Origin of the sequence: Citrobacter sp. Cpo030 (genome assembly GCF_030333005.1) — a bacterium.
Lineage (GTDB): Bacteria > Pseudomonadota > Gammaproteobacteria > Enterobacterales > Enterobacteriaceae > Citrobacter > Citrobacter portucalensis.
Genome location: NZ_JAOWGT010000058.1, coordinates 52527 through 68766, shown reverse-complemented (window position 1 = coordinate 68766; position 16240 = coordinate 52527). Strand labels below are relative to the sequence as shown.

Genomic DNA, 16240 nt, shown 5'->3' with positions numbered 1-16240 from the left:
TTTGTAGGCCGGATACGTGTAAACGCGCGCTATCCGGCAACCAACATCTAATGAACGTCCAGTGGCCAGTGGACATAGCTTTGCCACTGACTTTCCTGATCGATTAACTCTTTACCCAGCGGATGATGTTCCAGCCAGCCTTCTGGTAGCGTGACCGTCAGGTGCTCGTTTCTTGCATCCATTTGAATTTCCGGCACAAGATCGTCACGGCGACGGCTGGCGAAGATGATCGCCAAACGTAGCAAACGGCAAAGATGCTCTGCGATGCGCGGTGGCACTGCGTTTTGCTGGTGGAGCGAAGAGAGATCGACGGGATTGGTCTGGTTGAGTAACAGCGTTGCTAGCAGTTTCTTTTGCGCAGGGGTAAAACCCGGGAGATCGAGATTGCGCACCAGATAAGCGGCATGCTGTGGTGCCTGTTTAAAATCAACGCTTAGGCCAATTTCATGCAGCTGACAGGCACTAATCAGTAGTTCGCGGCTAATCGGTTCAAGATGCCACTTTTTTTCTACCTGATCGAGAAATTTAGTCGCTAAATTAGCAACGCGATGTGCTTGCTCTGTATCGACCATAAAGCGACGCTGGATATTGCGTAATGTGCGGCTACGAATATCCTGATCCACCGCCAGATGCAGCATGCCGTAGACCAGACCTTCACGTAATGCGCCGCCGGCCAGGGTCATGCATTGAATGTTCAGTTCGGTGAAAATAGCAATCAGAATGGCCAGCCCGCTGGGGAAAACCAGCGCACGTTCCAGCGTTAACCCTTCGATTTCCAGCTCTTCCAGACGACCGCAGTGAATGGCGCGCTGCTTAAGCTGCTGCAGTTTGGCCAACGTAATACGCTCATCCATACCCTGCGCCATCATGATTTCCTGCAACGCCTGGACGGTACCAGAGGCACCAACGCAAACTTTCCAGCCATGAAAACGCAGTTTGTCGGCGACCGGGCGCAGAACTTCACGTGCGGCCTTCTCTGCCTCGTCAAAGTTTTCCTGTGCCAGATTACGATCGGTAAAATAGCGTTCGAGCCAGGTGACGCAGCCCATTGACAGGCTGAACAGAGAGGTGGTTTGTGCGCCGGAACCGGTGACTAATTCAGTGCTGGCGCCACCAATATCCACAACCAGACGCTGATCGGCACCGCCGGTTGTGTGGGCTACACCTTGATAAATCAGTCGCGCTTCTTCTTCACCGCTAATTACCTGGACAGGGCAGCCAAGGATCTCTTGCGCTTTGGCAATAAACACATCGGCATTTACGGCGATGCGTAATGTTGCCGTGGCGACCACGCGGATTTGTGGATGCGGAATATCCTGCAGACGTTCTGCAAACAAGCGCAAGCATTGCCAGCCGCGCTCCATCGCTTCAACAGAGAGCTCGTTGTCACCGTTGAGTCCAGCGGCCAGACGCACTTTGCGTTTGATACGCGTGAGCGTCTGGATGCTTCCTGCCACCTCGCGTACAACCAGCATATGAAAACTATTCGAGCCGAGATCGATTGCCGCATACAGCGAAGTAGAATTCATACACTTCATCCTTCAACCTGTATCTGTGTTGGCTGCGTTCTCTCACCCGAATCACTTACTAAAGTAAGCTCATCGGGATTCGTTTTCTTGCCGCCTTGATACAGGCTGAATGATTTTGTGTATGGCATAACTTTTCTTAACCTGAACGACGACGATTACGCGGAGCACCACCGGTACGGCGTGGGCCATTGCCTGTACGCGGGCGCGTTAAGCGCAACGGCTTCGGCAGATCGGTCATCAGCGCATCCGGGTTATATTTGCTTACCGGAATCGAGTGGCCGATATAGGTCTCGATTGCGGGTAAATTCAGCGCGTACTCTTCACAGGCCAGGCTGATAGAGTGACCGCTTGCGCCAGCACGTCCGGTACGACCGATTCGGTGAACGTAATCTTCACAGTCATCCGGTAGGTCATAGTTAAATACGTGCGTTACTGCTGGGATATGCAGGCCACGCGCAGCGACATCCGTCGCAACGAGAATGTCGAGATCGCCACGGGTGAACTCATCAAGAATACGCAGACGTTTTTTCTGTGCTACGTCACCGGTCAGCAGACCGACGCGATGACCGTCCGCAGCAAGGCTGCCCCAGATATCTTCACAACGATGCTTGGTGTTAGCAAAAACAATGGCGCGATCTGGCCACTCTTCTTCAATCAGCGTTTGCAGCAAACGCATTTTCTCTTCGTTGGAAGGGTAGAAGAGCTCTTCTTTAATGCGGTGGCCTGTTTTCTGTTCCGGTTCGACTTCAACGTACTCAGCGTTATTCATCTGTTCGAACGCCAGTTCGCGAACGCGGTATGAGAGGGTTGCAGAAAACAGCATGTTCAGACGTTGGGTGGTTGGCGGCATACGACGGAACAGCCAACGGATATCTTTAATAAAGCCCAGATCGTACATACGATCGGCTTCATCCAGCACCACGACCTGAATCGCGCCCAGATTAATGTGGTTCTGTTTTGCATAGTCGATGAGACGACCGGTCGTGCCGATAAGAATATCGACGCCGCTTTCCAGCACTTTCAGTTGTTTATCATAACCGTCGCCGCCATACGCCAGGCCTAATTTCAGACCCGTGGTCTGTGCCAGCGGCTCGGCATCGGCGTGGATCTGCACGGCTAACTCACGCGTTGGCGCCATAATTAACGCACGCGGTTGGTTCACCTTGCGATCGGCAATCGCGGGATGAGAGAGAAGATAATGAAACGTTGACGTCAGGAACGCCATCGTTTTTCCGGTACCGGTTTGCGCCTGCCCGGCAACATCACGACCAGCCAGCGTTAGCGGCAGCGCGAGGGCCTGAATGGGCGTGCAGTTATGAAAGCCTTTGTTTTCAAGGGCTTCTATCACCTTTGGGTGCAGGGCGAAGTCGGAAAACTTCTGTTCTGTTAAATGTGTTTTGCTCATAGTGTGGTAGAATATCAGCTTACTATTGCTTTACGAAAGCGTATCCGGTGAAATAAAGTCAACCTTTAGTTGGTTAATGCTACATCAACACGTCGTTGATTAATGCTACACCAATGCACCAGGCTTATTCCTGTGGAGTTATTATGAGCGATAAAATTATTCACCTGACTGACGACAGTTTTGACACGGATGTACTCAAAGCGGACGGAGCAATCCTCGTTGATTTCTGGGCAGAGTGGTGCGGTCCGTGCAAAATGATCGCTCCGATTCTGGATGAAATCGCTGACGAATATCAGGGCAAACTGACGGTTGCTAAACTGAACATTGACCAAAACCCAGGCACCGCGCCGAAGTATGGTATCCGTGGCATCCCGACCCTGCTGCTGTTTAAAAACGGTGAAGTTGCGGCGACGAAAGTCGGCGCGCTGTCCAAAGGTCAGTTGAAAGAATTCCTCGACGCTAATTTAGCGTAAGGAAGTCTCATGATCGGGCGACCCTACTTCGAAATGATTCGGATGACTGGACGCCCGACTTGAGTCGTGCTAAGTTAGTGTTGACTTCGTATTAAACATACCTTATTAAGTTTGAATCTAGTTATATCCAATACTTCCCGTTGTTTCTCGCGCGAGGAGTGGACAGATTCCTGGCTTGTCACTCAATCCGTCTTGTCGTTTCAGTTCTGCGTACTTTCCTGTGACCAGACAGCGAACAGACATGAGTTGATGGCCGTAAACAGGCATGGATGACCCTGCCATACCATTCACAACATTAAGTTCGAGATTTACCCCAAGTTTAAGAACTCACACCATTATGAATCTTACCGAATTAAAGAATACGCCGGTTTCTGAGCTGATCACTCTCGGCGAAAATATGGGCCTTGAAAACCTGGCTCGTATGCGCAAGCAGGACATTATTTTTGCCATCCTGAAGCAGCACGCAAAGAGTGGCGAAGATATCTTTGGTGACGGTGTGCTGGAGATATTGCAGGATGGATTTGGTTTCCTCCGCTCTGCAGACAGCTCCTACCTCGCCGGTCCTGATGACATCTACGTTTCTCCCAGCCAAATCCGCCGTTTCAACCTCCGCACTGGTGATACCATTTCTGGTAAGATTCGCCCGCCGAAAGAAGGTGAACGCTACTTTGCGCTGTTGAAAGTTAACGAAGTTAACTACGACAAACCAGAAAACGCCCGTAACAAAATCCTCTTTGAGAACTTAACGCCGCTGCACGCAAACTCTCGTCTGCGTATGGAACGTGGTAACGGTTCTACTGAAGACTTAACGGCGCGTGTACTGGATCTGGCATCGCCGATCGGTCGTGGCCAACGTGGTCTGATTGTTGCTCCGCCGAAAGCGGGTAAAACCATGCTGCTGCAGAACATCGCGCAGAGCATTGCATACAATCATCCTGACTGCGTGCTGATGGTGCTGCTGATTGACGAACGTCCGGAAGAAGTTACCGAGATGCAGCGTCTGGTGAAAGGTGAAGTGGTTGCCTCTACCTTTGACGAACCAGCCTCCCGTCACGTTCAGGTTGCGGAAATGGTTATCGAGAAGGCGAAACGTCTGGTTGAACACAAGAAAGACGTTATCATTCTGCTTGACTCCATCACCCGCCTGGCGCGTGCATATAACACCGTGGTTCCGGCTTCCGGTAAAGTACTGACCGGTGGTGTGGACGCCAACGCCCTGCATCGTCCTAAGCGTTTCTTTGGTGCTGCACGTAACGTGGAAGAGGGCGGTAGCCTGACCATCATCGCGACTGCGCTGATTGATACCGGCTCTAAAATGGATGAAGTTATCTACGAAGAGTTTAAAGGTACCGGCAACATGGAACTGCATCTCTCTCGTAAGATTGCTGAAAAACGCGTCTTCCCGGCTATCGACTACAACCGTTCCGGTACCCGTAAAGAAGAGCTGCTCACCACCCAGGAAGAGCTGCAGAAAATGTGGATCCTGCGCAAAATCATCCATCCGATGGGTGAAATCGACGCAATGGAATTCCTCATTAACAAACTGGCGATGACCAAGACCAATGACGACTTCTTCGATATGATGAAGCGTTCCTGATTCGGGCATCATCTGAAAACGCCACGTTTTTACGTGGCGTTTTGCTTTTGTGGATGTAATCTTAACGACACAATAATAATAATCCGGTATGACATACCGCCTGGCGACGAAGGGTTGTAGTTCGTATTTTGTGGTTAATAATCATACAGAACCACCTGATATGGAATCGGGTTTCTCTTCTGAATAATCGCCTGGATGGTTATACTTCATATATTGATATTCTTTGAGAGTATGTATAGTGAATTTACTGACAGCAAGTACTGATCTCATCAGTATTTTTTTATTCACAACGCTGTTTCTTTTCTTTGCCCGTAAGGTTGCGAAAAAGATAGGATTGGTGGATAAACCCAACTTCCGCAAACGTCATCAGGGACTGATTCCGTTGGTTGGGGGGATTTCGGTTTACGCAGGCATTTGCTTTACGTTCCTCATCGCCGATTATTATATCCCGCATGCAACTCTCTACCTGGCTTGTGCTGGTGTACTGGTATTTATCGGTGCACTGGACGACCGCTTTGATATCAGTGTAAAAATCCGTGCGACCATCCAGGCTATCATCGGCATCATTATGATGGCGGTAGGTAAGCTCTATCTGTTGAGCCTTGGGTTCATTTTTGGCCCTTGGGAGATGGTGCTCGGTCCTTTTGGCTATTTCCTTACCCTTTTCGCCGTTTGGGCTGCAATTAACGCCTTTAACATGGTGGATGGGATTGATGGTCTGTTAGGCGGGCTATCCAGCGTATCATTCGCCGCAATGGGGCTTATCTTGTGGTTTGACGGCCAGACAAGCCTGGCTATCTGGTGTTTTGCCATGATCGCCGCCATTCTGCCTTACATCATGCTGAACCTGGGTATTCTCGGACGGCGCTATAAGGTCTTTATGGGCGATGCGGGGAGTACGCTGATTGGCTTTACGGTCATCTGGATCCTGCTGGAGACCACTCAAGGTAAAACGCATCCTATTAGTCCGGTCACCGCACTGTGGATTATTGCTATTCCGTTAATGGATATGGTGGCGATCATGTATCGTCGTTTACGTAAAGGCATGAGCCCTTTCTCCCCGGACCGTCAACATATTCACCATTTAATCATGCGTGCCGGGTTTACCTCCCGACAGGCTTTTGTCCTGATTACGCTGGCTGCTGCGATCCTGGCTGCCATTGGTGTACTGGCTGAATATTCCCGGGTCGTTCCGGAATGGGTGATGCTGGTGCTCTTTTTACTGGCATTTGTCTTGTACGACTATTGTATTAAACGTGCCTGGAAGGTAGCGAGATTTATCAAACGCTGGAAGCGCAAGTTGCGTAGAAACCGTGACAGTAAACCAAACTTAACCAAATAAATTGAGGGTACGATGACACAACCATTACCGGGGGAACATGCCATGAGCGCTGAAAATGAACTGGACATCCGTGGGTTGTTTCGTACTTTGTGGACAGGGAAGGTGTGGATCGTCGGTATGGCTCTCGCCTTCGCGTTAGTCGCTCTCGCCTATACGTTTTTTGCTCGTCAGGAGTGGAGCGCGACGGCGATTTCAGACAGGCCAACGGTTAATATGTTGGGCGGCTATTACTCTCAGCAGCAGTTCTTACGTAACCTGGACATCAAGGCCAGTCTTGCATCTGCGGATCAGCCGTCAGTGATGGATGAGGCCTATAAAGAATTTATCATGCAGCTTGCCTCATGGGATACGCGCCGTGAATTCTGGCAGCAGACTGATTATTACAAGCAACGTATGGTGGGTAACAGTAAAGCCGATGCGGCGATGCTGGATGAACTGATTAATAACATTCAGTTTATGCCCGGCGATGCGGTTCGTAATACCAATGACAGCGTGAAGCTGATTGCCGAAACGGCACCTGATGCCAACAATCTGTTGCGTCAGTACGTCGCGTTTGCCAGTCAGCGTGCGGCGCGTCATCTGAACGACGAGTTAAAGGGAGCCTGGGCTGCGCGCACTGTGCAGATGAAGGCGCAGGTTAAACGCCAGGAAGAAGTGGCGAAATCGATTTTCTCTCGCCGAGTTCACAACATTGAGCAGGCTCTCAAAATTGCTGAACAGCATAATATTTCGCGTACTTCCACTGACGTTCCGGCTGAAGAGCTACCCGATTCTGAACTGTTTTTGCTTGGACGTCCTATGCTGCAGGCACGACTCGAAAACCTGCAATCTGTTGGTCCCGATTTCGATCTGGACTACTTCCAAAACCGAGCCATGCTTAACACACTGAACGTTGGGCCAACTCTGGATCCGCGTTTTCAGACCTATCGTTATTTGCGTACGCCGGAGGAACCGGTAAAACGTGACAGCCCTCGTCGTGCCTTCCTGATGATTATGTGGGGCATCGTTGGGGCTCTGATCGGTGCCGGTGTCGCGTTAACCCGTCGCCGCACGATTTAGCAATATCGTTGCAGTGAGGGGCTGGGCCCTCACTGCCAATCCGAAGAGAATCGATGTGAAAGTACTGACTGTATTTGGCACGCGACCGGAGGCCATAAAAATGGCACCTCTGGTTCATGCGCTGGCAAAAGATCCTGATTTTGAGGCAAAAGTTTGCGTCACGGCGCAGCATCGGGAGATGCTCGATCAGGTGTTGAACCTCTTTTCCATTGTACCTGACTACGATCTCAATATTATGCAGCCAGGTCAGGGACTAACAGAAATTACCTGCCGAATACTGGAAGGATTAAAGCCAATTCTGGCTGATTTTAAACCTGACGTTGTGTTAGTTCACGGCGATACCACAACCACCATTGCTACTAGCCTGGCCGCGTTCTATCAGCGCATCCCGGTAGGGCATGTGGAGGCAGGCTTACGTACAGGCGATCTCTACTCTCCCTGGCCGGAAGAGGCGAACCGTACGCTGACCGGGCATCTGGCGATGTATCATTTTGCACCAACAGAAAACTCGCGCCAAAACCTGTTACGAGAAAACATTTCTGATAGCCGTATCTTCGTTACAGGTAATACGGTTATTGATGCGTTGATCTGGGTACGCGATCGCGTACTGGCGAGCGATGCATTGCGAGCTGAACTGGCAGAGCATTACCCATTCCTGAGCTCGGATAAAAAGATGATACTGGTGACCGGTCATCGTCGGGAAAGCTTCGGTCGCGGTTTTGAACACATTTGCCATGCGCTGGCGGAAATTGCTGCGGCCAATCAGAACGTGCAGATTGTTTATCCGGTGCACCTGAATCCTAACGTCAGCGAACCGGTTAATCGCATTCTGGGTCACGTTGAAAACGTCATCCTGATTGAACCGCAGGATTACATGCCGTTTGTCTGGCTGATGAATCACGCCTGGCTGATCCTTACCGACTCTGGCGGGATTCAGGAAGAGGCCCCATCTCTGGGGAAACCCGTACTGGTGATGCGCGAAACGACGGAACGTCCGGAAGCGATTACTGCAGGCACAGTACGTCTGGTAGGGACCGACCCGCAGCGTATTGTCGAAGAAGTCACGCGTTTGCTGCATGACGACAATGAATATCAGACCATGAGCCGCGCCCATAATCCGTATGGTGACGGGCAGGCATGTGGCCGCATTTTACACGCGTTAAAAAATAATCGGATATCGCTATGAGTTTTACGACCATTTCTGTCATTGGGCTGGGTTATATCGGACTGCCGACGGCGGCTGCCTTTGCTTCCCGTCAAAAGCATGTGATTGGCGTAGATGTAAATCAACACGCGGTGGATACCATTAATCGCGGTGAAATTCATATCGTTGAGCCAGATTTGGGCGCAGTGGTGAAAACGGCGGTCGAAAATGGATTTCTGCGTGCGACCACAACCCCTGTAGATGCGGATGCCTATCTGATTGCTGTGCCTACTCCGTTTAAGGGGGAGCACGAACCCGATATGGTTTATGTGGAAGCCGCAGCCAAGTCTCTTGCACCGGTGCTGAAAAAAGGCGCGTTGGTGATCCTTGAATCGACGTCGCCTGTCGGGGCCACTGAACAGATGGCCACATGGCTGGCTGAAATGCGTCCTGACCTGACTTTCCCGCAGCAAGTCGGTGAACACGCGGACGTTAACATTGCTTATTGCCCAGAGCGCGTGCTGCCGGGCCAGGTGATGGTTGAACTGATTAAAAACGACCGCGTGATTGGGGGAATGACCTCCGTTTGTTCCGCGCGTGCTAGCGAACTGTACAACATTTTCCTTGAGGGCGAATGTGTCGTGACCAACGCCCGTACGGCGGAAATGTGCAAACTGACTGAAAATAGCTTCCGTGACGTCAATATCGCCTTCGCCAATGAGCTGTCGCTGATTTGCGCCGATCAGGGGATCAACGTCTGGGAACTGATTCGACTGGCAAATCGCCATCCGCGCGTGAATATTTTGCAACCGGGTCCGGGGGTTGGCGGGCACTGTATCGCGGTTGATCCGTGGTTTATCGTGGCGCAGAACCCGCAGCAGGCGAAATTGATTCGCACCGCGCGTGAGGTAAACGACGGAAAGCCTCATTGGGTGGTTGATCAGGTAAAAGCTGCCGTGGCCGACTGTCTGGCGGATACCAATAAACGGGCCAGCGAAGTGAAAATTGCCTGTTTTGGTCTGGCATTTAAACCGAATATTGATGACTTACGTGAAAGCCCGGCGATGGGAATTGCGCAAAGCATCGCGCATTGGCACAAAGGCGAAACATTGGTGGTGGAACCGAATATCCATCAACTGCCGAAAAAACTGGACGGTCTGTGCCAACTGGCAGCGCTGGACGATGCCCTGGCAAGCGCCGATGTGCTGGTCTTGCTGGTCGACCATAATGAATTTAAAGCCATTAAAGGCGATGCGGTTCACCAGCAATATATCGTTGATACCAAAGGGGTCTGGCGGTGAAAATCCGCGCCAGTATTGAGCCGCTTAGCTGGGAAAATACGTTCTTTGGCGTGAATAGCGCCATTGTGCGTTTTGACCAATACGCGCCGGTTCTGACTGCGGATGTGTTGCAGCCCTGGTCGCGGGTACAGGCAAAAATTCCTGCCGCCAATACCCAGGAATTAGACGCCCTGCAACAGTTGGGCTTCTCACTGGTTGAAGGTGAAGTGGATTTCGTAATGCCAGTGATGTGTGTCAGCGACGACCCCGGTGCGCAGGTCGCACAAACTACGGATATCCCGGCATTACGCCAATTGGCAGGACAGGCGTTCGCGCAAAGTCGTTTTCGCGCCCCGTGGTATGCCGCAGATGCCAGCGCGCGTTTTTACGCGCAGTGGATTGAAAACGCGGTGCTGGGGACGTTCGATCATCAATGCCTCGTTTTTCGTACACCGGCTGGTGATATTCGTGGCTATGTCTCGTTGCGTGAACTGAATGCGACCGAGGCGCGAATTGGCCTGCTGGCCGGGCGTGGGGCGGGAGCAGAACTGATGCAGGCTGCCCTTTGCTGGGCGCAGGCTCGCGGTAAAACAACATTGCGCGTGGCGACCCAAATGGGCAATACCGCCGCGCTTAAACGCTATATACACAGTGGTGCGAATGTGGAAAGCACCGCGTATTGGTTATACAGGTGACACGATGATTCCATTTAACGCACCGCCGGTGGTGGGCACTGAACTCGATTACATGCAGTCTGCGATGAACAGCGGCAAGCTGTGTGGCGACGGTGGTTTTACCCGTCGCTGCCAACAGTGGCTGGAACAGCATTTTGGCAGCGAGAAAGTATTGCTGACGCCTTCCTGCACCGCATCGCTTGAGATGGCGGCGTTGCTGCTGGATATCCAGCCTGGCGATGAAGTCATTATGCCGAGCTATACGTTTGTCTCCACGGCAAATGCTTTCGTGCTGCGCGGTGCGAAAATTGTCTTTGTTGATATCCGCCCGGATACCATGAACATTGACGAAACGCTGATTGAAGCGGCGATCACCGACAAGACCCGCGCTATCGTTCCGGTGCATTACGCGGGCGTAGCCTGTGAAATGGATACCATCATGGCGCTGGCGACCAAACATAACCTGTTTGTCGTGGAAGATGCGGCCCAGGGCGTCATGTCGACTTACAAAGGTCGGGCGCTGGGGACGATTGGTCACATCGGTTGCTTTAGCTTCCATGAGACCAAAAACTATACCGCAGGCGGTGAAGGTGGTGCGACGCTGATTAATGATAAAAAATTAGTCGAACGTGCAGAGATCATCCGTGAAAAAGGAACTAACCGCAGCCAGTTTTTCCGCGGTCAGGTGGATAAGTATACCTGGCGTGATATTGGCTCCAGCTATCTGATGTCCGATCTGCAGGCTGCCTATCTGTGGGCGCAACTGGAAGCGGCTGACCGTATTAACCAGCAGCGTCTGGCGCTGTGGCAGAACTACTATGATGCTCTCGAACCGCTGGCGCGTGCCGGACGAATCGAGCTGCCTTCTGTCCCGGACGGCTGCGTGCAAAACGCCCATATGTTTTATATCAAGCTGCGCGATATCGACGATCGCACGGCGTTGATTAACTTCTTGAAAGAAGCTGAAATTATGGCGGTGTTCCACTATATCCCGCTACATGATTGTCCGGCTGGCGATAAATTCGGCGTATTTGCCGGTGTTGATCGTTTCACCACTAAAGAGAGCGAGCGTCTGCTGCGCTTGCCGCTGTTTTACAACCTGTCGCCGGTCAACCAGCGAACGGTCATTTCGACCTTACTCAACTACTTCGCCTGAAATGTCGCTTGCTAAAGCGTCCTTATGGACGGCAGCCAGTACGCTGGTAAAAATTGGTGCGGGTTTGCTGGTCGTGAAGCTGCTGGCGGTGTCGTTTGGCCCGGCAGGCGTGGGGCAGGCGGGTAACTTCCGCCAGATGGTTACCGTGCTTGGTGTCCTGGCGGGGGCCGGCATTTTCAACGGCGTCACGAAATATGTTGCACAGCACCATGACGATCCGACCCGACTCCGTAAGGTAGTCGGTACATCTTCCGCGATGGTGCTGGGATTCTCTACGCTGATGGCGGTGATTTTTCTGCTGGCGGCCGCGCCAATCAGTCAGGGATTGTTTGGTCATACTCATTATCAGGGGCTGGTAAGACTGGTTGCGCTGGTGCAGATGGGTATTGCCTGGGCGAACCTACTTCTTGCGTTGATGAAGGGTTTTCGCGATGCGGCGGGTAACGCGCTGTCGCTGATTGTGGGTAGTCTGGTGGGCGTGGTGGCTTATTATGCCTGTTATCGCCTGGGAGGGTATGAAGGCGCCTTGCTGGGTCTGGCGTTAGTGCCCGCGTTGGTGGTTATCCCCGCTGCTATTATGCTGATTAAGCGTGGCACTATTCCCCTGCATTACCTGAGACCCTCGTGGGATAACGGTCTGGCTGGGCAGCTAAGCAAGTTTACGCTGATGGCGCTGATTACTTCCGTAACGCTGCCTGTGGCATACGTGATGATGCGAAACCTGCTGGCGGCGCAGTATAGCTGGGATGATGTAGGGATTTGGCAGGGAGTAAGCAGTATCTCTGATGCTTATCTGCAATTCATTACCGCCTCATTCAGCGTTTACTTGCTTCCGACGTTGTCGCGACTGACCGAAAAGCGCGACATTACGCGCGAGGTGGTTAAGTCGCTGAAGTTCGTGTTACCGGCGGTTGCCGCTGCGAGCTTTACTGTTTGGTTGCTGCGTGATTTTGCGATCTGGCTGCTTTTCTCCGCAAAATTCACCGCCATGCGCGATCTGTTTGCCTGGCAACTGGTTGGAGATGTACTGAAAGTTGGGGCGTATGTCTTTGGGTATCTAGTGATCGCGAAAGCGTCACTGCGGTTTTATATTTTGGCTGAAATTAGCCAGTTCATGTTATTGACGGTGTTTGCTCACTGGCTGATCCCTGCACACGGTGCGCTGGGAGCGGCACAGGCTTATATGGCAACGTACATCGTCTATTTTTCTCTTTGTTGTGGCGTGTTTTTACTCTGGCGTAGGCGGGTATGACTGTACTGATTCACGTTCTGGGATCGGATATCCCTCACCATAACCAAACCGTGCTGCGGTTTTTCAACGACTCGCTGGCTGCGACGAGCGAGCATGCGCGCACGTTTATGGTTGCCGGTCAGGATGCGGGACTCAGTGAGAGCTGCCCGGCGTTATCGCTAAGCTTCTACAGCGGGAAAAAGGCGCTTGCTGACGCTGTGATCGCGAAAGCAAAAGCGGATCGCCAGCAGCGTTTCTTCTTCCACGGTCAGTTCAACACCAGCCTGTGGCTGGCGCTGCTGAGTGGCGGGATTAAACCGGCGCAGTTTTACTGGCATATCTGGGGCGCTGATTTATACGAAGTCTCCAGTGGGCTGAAATTCCGCCTGTTTTACCCGATTCGCCGCATGGCACAGAATCGTGTGGGCTGCGTGTTTGCCACACGGGGCGATTTACGTTATTTCGCCGAGCAACATCCCCGTGTGCGGGGTGAGTTGCTCTATTTCCCAACGCGAATGGACCCTTCACTCAATAACATGAGCAATGATTGCCAGCGCAGCGGCAAGATGACGGTGCTGGTTGGCAACTCTGGCGATCGCAGCAATGAGCATGTTGCCGCGCTTCGCGCCGTCCATCAGCAGTTTGGCGACACGGTGAATGTGATTGTGCCGATGGGTTATCCCGCCAATAATGCGGCCTATATCGACGAGGTTCGCCAGGCCGGTCTGGCATTATTTAGCGCAGATAATCTGCAAATTTTAAGTGAAAAGCTGGAATTTGACGCTTATCTCGCGTTATTGCGTCAATGCGATTTGGGTTACTTTATTTTTGCCCGTCAACAGGGAATCGGTACCCTGTGTTTGCTGATCCAGGCGGGTATCCCATGCGTGCTCAACCGTGAAAATCCCTTCTGGCAGGATATGGTGGAACAAAATCTTCCGGTGTTATTTACCACTGATGATCTCAATGAAGGCGTCGTACGTGAAGCGCAGCGCCAGTTGGCATCGGTAGATAAAAATACTATTACCTTCTTTAGCCCGAATTATCTGCAGCCGTGGCACAACGCGCTGCGCATTGCTTCAGGAGAAACCGTATGAGCCTGATGCAATTCAGCGGTCTTCTGGTGGTCTGGCTGCTCTCCACCTTGTTTATCGCCACGCTGACCTGGTTTGAGTTCCGCCGCGTGCGTTTTAACTTCAATGTTTTCTTCTCATTGTTGTTCTTGCTGACGTTCTTCTTCGGATTCCCGTTAACCAGCATCCTGGTGTTCCGCTTTGATGTGGCAGTGGCTCCGCCGGAGATCCTTCTACAGGCCTTGCTGTCAGCCGCCTGTTTCTATGCCGTCTACTACGTGACGTATAAAACGCGCTTGCGCAAACGAGTAGATGATAAGCCGCGCAGGCCGCTGTTTACCATCAATCGCGTTGAAGCCCATTTGACCTGGGTTATCCTGATGGCGATTGCGCTGGTGAGCGTGGGCATCTTCTTTATGCACAACGGATTCCTGCTGTTCAGACTGCAATCCTATAGCCAGATTTTTTCCAGTGAAGTCTCTGGCGTCGCCCTGAAGCGTTTCTTCTACTTCTTCATTCCGGCAATGCTGGTGGTTTATTTCTTACGTCAGGACAGCAAAGCGTGGGTGTTCTTCCTGGTGAGTACCGTCGCGTTTGGTTTGCTGACCTATATGATTGTGGGTGGGACGCGGGCCAATATCATTATCGCGTTTGCCATCTTCTTGTTTATCGGCATTATTCGCGGCTGGATTTCGCTGTGGATGTTGGCCGCTGCAGGCGTGTTGGGCATTGTCGGGATGTTCTGGCTGGCGTTGAAGCGCTACGGAATGAGCGTTAGCGGCGATGAGGCGTTCTATACGTTCCTGTACCTTACGCGCGACACCTTCTCGCCGTGGGAGAACCTGGCGCTGTTGTTGCAGAATTACCACAATATTGAGTTCCAGGGGCTGGCGCCGATCGTCCGTGACTTCTACGTCTTTATTCCCTCCTGGCTGTGGCCTGGGCGGCCGAGTATTGTACTCAACTCAGCGAACTACTTTACCTGGGAAGTGTTGAACAACCACTCAGGACTGGCGATTTCGCCGACGTTAATTGGTTCACTGGTGGTGATGGGCGGGGCGCTGTTTATACCATTAGGCGCGATTGTTGTTGGGCTTATCATCAAGTGGTTCGACTGGCTGTATGAGCTAGGTAACCGAGAAACCAATCGATATAAGGCGGCGATTTTGCACAGTTTCTGTTTTGGCGCCATTTTCAATATGATTGTGTTGGCACGTGAAGGGCTGGATTCGTTTGTCTCACGAGTGGTCTTTTTCCTCGTGATTTTCGGCGTTTGCCTACTGGTGGCAAAACTGCTGTTCTGGCTATTCGATAGCGCGGGACTCATCCATAAACGAATCAAATCGCTGCCCCGTACACAGATTGAAGGATCGTAATGACAGATAACACAACTGCGCCGCTGTATTCGTTGCGCGGATTACAACTGATTGGCTGGCGCGATATGCAACATGCGCTGAATTACCTGTTTGCCGAAGGACACCTCAGGTCAGGAACGCTGGTGGCTATCAACGCTGAGAAGATGCTGACAGCAGAAGATAACCCTGAAGTGAGGGAGCTGATCAACGCCGCGGAGTTCAAATATGCGGATGGAATTAGCGTGGTGCGTTCGGTGCGCAAAAAATTCCCGCAGGCACAGGTTTCACGCGTGGCCGGAGCTGACCTTTGGGAAGCGCTGATGGCGCGAGCCGGGCAAAACGGAACGCCTGTTTTCCTGGTTGGTGGCAAGCCTGAAGTTCTGGCGCAAACAGAAGCAAAACTACGTGCGCAGTGGCGCGTGAACATTGTGGGTAGTCAGGACGGTTATTTTGCCCCAGAGCAGCGTCAGGCGTTGTTTGAGCGTATTCACGCCAGCGGTGCGCAAATTGTGACGGTGGCGATGGGTTCGCCAAAACAAGAGATCTTTATGCGTGATTGCCGCAAGACTCACCCTGACGCGCTGTATATGGGCGTGGGAGGTACCTACGACGTCTTTACCGGTCACGTTAAGCGCGCACCTAAAATCTGGCAAAATCTGGGGCTGGAGTGGCTGTATCGCTTATTGTCGCAGCCGAGCCGTATTACTCGACAACTTCGCTTATTACGCTATCTCCGTTGGCACTATACCGGCAACCTCTGACGCCCTTTCTCCTCTGGTAAGTAGCGTGATCTGCTAATTACGCTACTTATTCACAACATTATCGCTGCTTTCTCGCACAATCTATTTATTTTTTGAATGCTTTAATTGCCATTTAAGCGATTTTAGGAAACCATTCGCAACAATCATTGCAGTGCCATGGT

The 16240-nt window shown here is 51.9% G+C and carries 15 protein-coding genes; 13 read left to right on the top strand and 2 right to left on the bottom strand.

Annotation, left to right across the window (positions count from 1 at the left end; all coding sequences use genetic code 11):
* Window positions 1-47: 47 nt before the first annotated feature.
* Window positions 48-1529 (bottom strand): guanosine-5'-triphosphate,3'-diphosphate diphosphatase, encoded by a 1482-nt coding sequence (gppA, locus tag OGY37_RS10940; RefSeq protein ID WP_003829016.1) that lies wholly within the window; start codon window positions 1527-1529, stop codon window positions 48-50.
* 136 nt (window positions 1530-1665) lie between these two features.
* Window positions 1666-2934, bottom strand: a complete 1269-nt coding sequence (gene rhlB, locus OGY37_RS10935; RefSeq protein ID WP_003829013.1) for an ATP-dependent RNA helicase RhlB — start codon at window positions 2932-2934, stop codon at window positions 1666-1668.
* 143 nt (window positions 2935-3077) lie between these two features.
* On the opposite strand from rhlB, the gene trxA reads away from it, so the two are divergent.
* The 13 genes from trxA (at window position 3078) to wecG (ending at window position 16079) form a co-directional block, all read left to right on the top strand.
* The gene (gene trxA, locus OGY37_RS10930) at window positions 3078-3407 is read left to right on the top strand and encodes a thioredoxin TrxA (protein ID WP_001280776.1); all 330 of its coding nucleotides are present in this window, start codon (window positions 3078-3080) and stop codon (window positions 3405-3407) included.
* Window positions 3408-3537: 130 nt separating this feature from the next.
* Entirely contained in the window at window positions 3538-3657 is a 120-nt protein-coding gene (locus tag OGY37_RS10925) for a rho operon leader peptide (protein ID WP_049259789.1), read from the top strand.
* Window positions 3658-3744: 87 nt separating this feature from the next.
* The gene (rho, locus tag OGY37_RS10920) at window positions 3745-5004 is read left to right on the top strand and encodes a transcription termination factor Rho (RefSeq protein ID WP_002437993.1); all 1260 of its coding nucleotides are present in this window, start codon (window positions 3745-3747) and stop codon (window positions 5002-5004) included.
* 238 nt (window positions 5005-5242) lie between these two features.
* Window positions 5243-6346, top strand: coding sequence for a UDP-N-acetylglucosamine--undecaprenyl-phosphate N-acetylglucosaminephosphotransferase (gene wecA, locus OGY37_RS10915; protein WP_003829006.1), 1104 nt, complete (start codon window positions 5243-5245; stop codon window positions 6344-6346).
* Between the two features lie 12 nt (window positions 6347-6358).
* Window positions 6359-7405, top strand: coding sequence for an ECA polysaccharide chain length modulation protein (wzzE, locus tag OGY37_RS10910; protein ID WP_003829003.1), 1047 nt, complete (start codon window positions 6359-6361; stop codon window positions 7403-7405).
* 55 nt (window positions 7406-7460) lie between these two features.
* Window positions 7461-8591, top strand: coding sequence for a non-hydrolyzing UDP-N-acetylglucosamine 2-epimerase (wecB, locus tag OGY37_RS10905; protein WP_032934208.1), 1131 nt, complete (start codon window positions 7461-7463; stop codon window positions 8589-8591).
* Entirely contained in the window at window positions 8588-9850 is a 1263-nt protein-coding gene (wecC, locus tag OGY37_RS10900) for a UDP-N-acetyl-D-mannosamine dehydrogenase (RefSeq protein ID WP_008787073.1), read from the top strand. The genes wecB and wecC overlap by 4 nt, the downstream gene beginning before the upstream one ends.
* Complete coding sequence (gene rffC / locus OGY37_RS10895; RefSeq protein ID WP_286620782.1) at window positions 9847-10524, top strand: dTDP-4-amino-4,6-dideoxy-D-galactose acyltransferase; 678 nt, start codon at window positions 9847-9849, stop codon at window positions 10522-10524. Before wecC ends, rffC begins: the two co-directional genes overlap by 4 nt.
* A 4-nt stretch (window positions 10525-10528) precedes the next feature.
* On the top strand, window positions 10529-11659 hold the full coding sequence (gene rffA / locus OGY37_RS10890) for a dTDP-4-amino-4,6-dideoxygalactose transaminase (protein ID WP_126319698.1): 1131 nt from the start codon (window positions 10529-10531) through the stop codon (window positions 11657-11659).
* Window position 11660: 1 nt separating this feature from the next.
* On the top strand, window positions 11661-12911 hold the full coding sequence (gene wzxE / locus OGY37_RS10885; protein WP_126319696.1) for a lipid III flippase WzxE: 1251 nt from the start codon (window positions 11661-11663) through the stop codon (window positions 12909-12911).
* On the top strand, window positions 12908-13987 hold the full coding sequence (locus OGY37_RS10880) for a TDP-N-acetylfucosamine:lipid II N-acetylfucosaminyltransferase (protein WP_057067468.1): 1080 nt from the start codon (window positions 12908-12910) through the stop codon (window positions 13985-13987). The genes wzxE and OGY37_RS10880 overlap by 4 nt, the downstream gene beginning before the upstream one ends.
* Entirely contained in the window at window positions 13984-15339 is a 1356-nt protein-coding gene (gene wzyE, locus OGY37_RS10875; RefSeq protein ID WP_020996101.1) for an ECA oligosaccharide polymerase, read from the top strand. The genes OGY37_RS10880 and wzyE overlap by 4 nt, the downstream gene beginning before the upstream one ends.
* On the top strand, window positions 15339-16079 hold the full coding sequence (gene wecG / locus OGY37_RS10870) for a lipopolysaccharide N-acetylmannosaminouronosyltransferase (protein ID WP_003828982.1): 741 nt from the start codon (window positions 15339-15341) through the stop codon (window positions 16077-16079). Before wzyE ends, wecG begins: the two co-directional genes overlap by 1 nt.
* Window positions 16080-16240: the final 161 nt, after the last annotated feature.

Coding starts and splice junctions, on each gene's coding strand:
- wzyE (WP_020996101.1), top strand. CDS start 13,984: ATGAGCCTGATGCAATTCAGCGGTCTTCTGGTGGTCTGGCTGCTCTCC.
- wecC (WP_008787073.1), top strand. CDS start 8,588: ATGAGTTTTACGACCATTTCTGTCATTGGGCTGGGTTATATCGGACTG.
- wzzE (WP_003829003.1), top strand. CDS start 6,359: ATGACACAACCATTACCGGGGGAACATGCCATGAGCGCTGAAAATGAA.
- rho (WP_002437993.1), top strand. CDS start 3,745: ATGAATCTTACCGAATTAAAGAATACGCCGGTTTCTGAGCTGATCACT.
- wzxE (WP_126319696.1), top strand. CDS start 11,661: ATGTCGCTTGCTAAAGCGTCCTTATGGACGGCAGCCAGTACGCTGGTA.
- wecG (WP_003828982.1), top strand. CDS start 15,339: ATGACAGATAACACAACTGCGCCGCTGTATTCGTTGCGCGGATTACAA.
- trxA (WP_001280776.1), top strand. CDS start 3,078: ATGAGCGATAAAATTATTCACCTGACTGACGACAGTTTTGACACGGAT.
- rffA (WP_126319698.1), top strand. CDS start 10,529: ATGATTCCATTTAACGCACCGCCGGTGGTGGGCACTGAACTCGATTAC.
- rhlB (WP_003829013.1), bottom strand. CDS start 2,934: ATGAGCAAAACACATTTAACAGAACAGAAGTTTTCCGACTTCGCCCTG.
- OGY37_RS10880 (WP_057067468.1), top strand. CDS start 12,908: ATGACTGTACTGATTCACGTTCTGGGATCGGATATCCCTCACCATAAC.
- gppA (WP_003829016.1), bottom strand. CDS start 1,529: ATGAATTCTACTTCGCTGTATGCGGCAATCGATCTCGGCTCGAATAGT.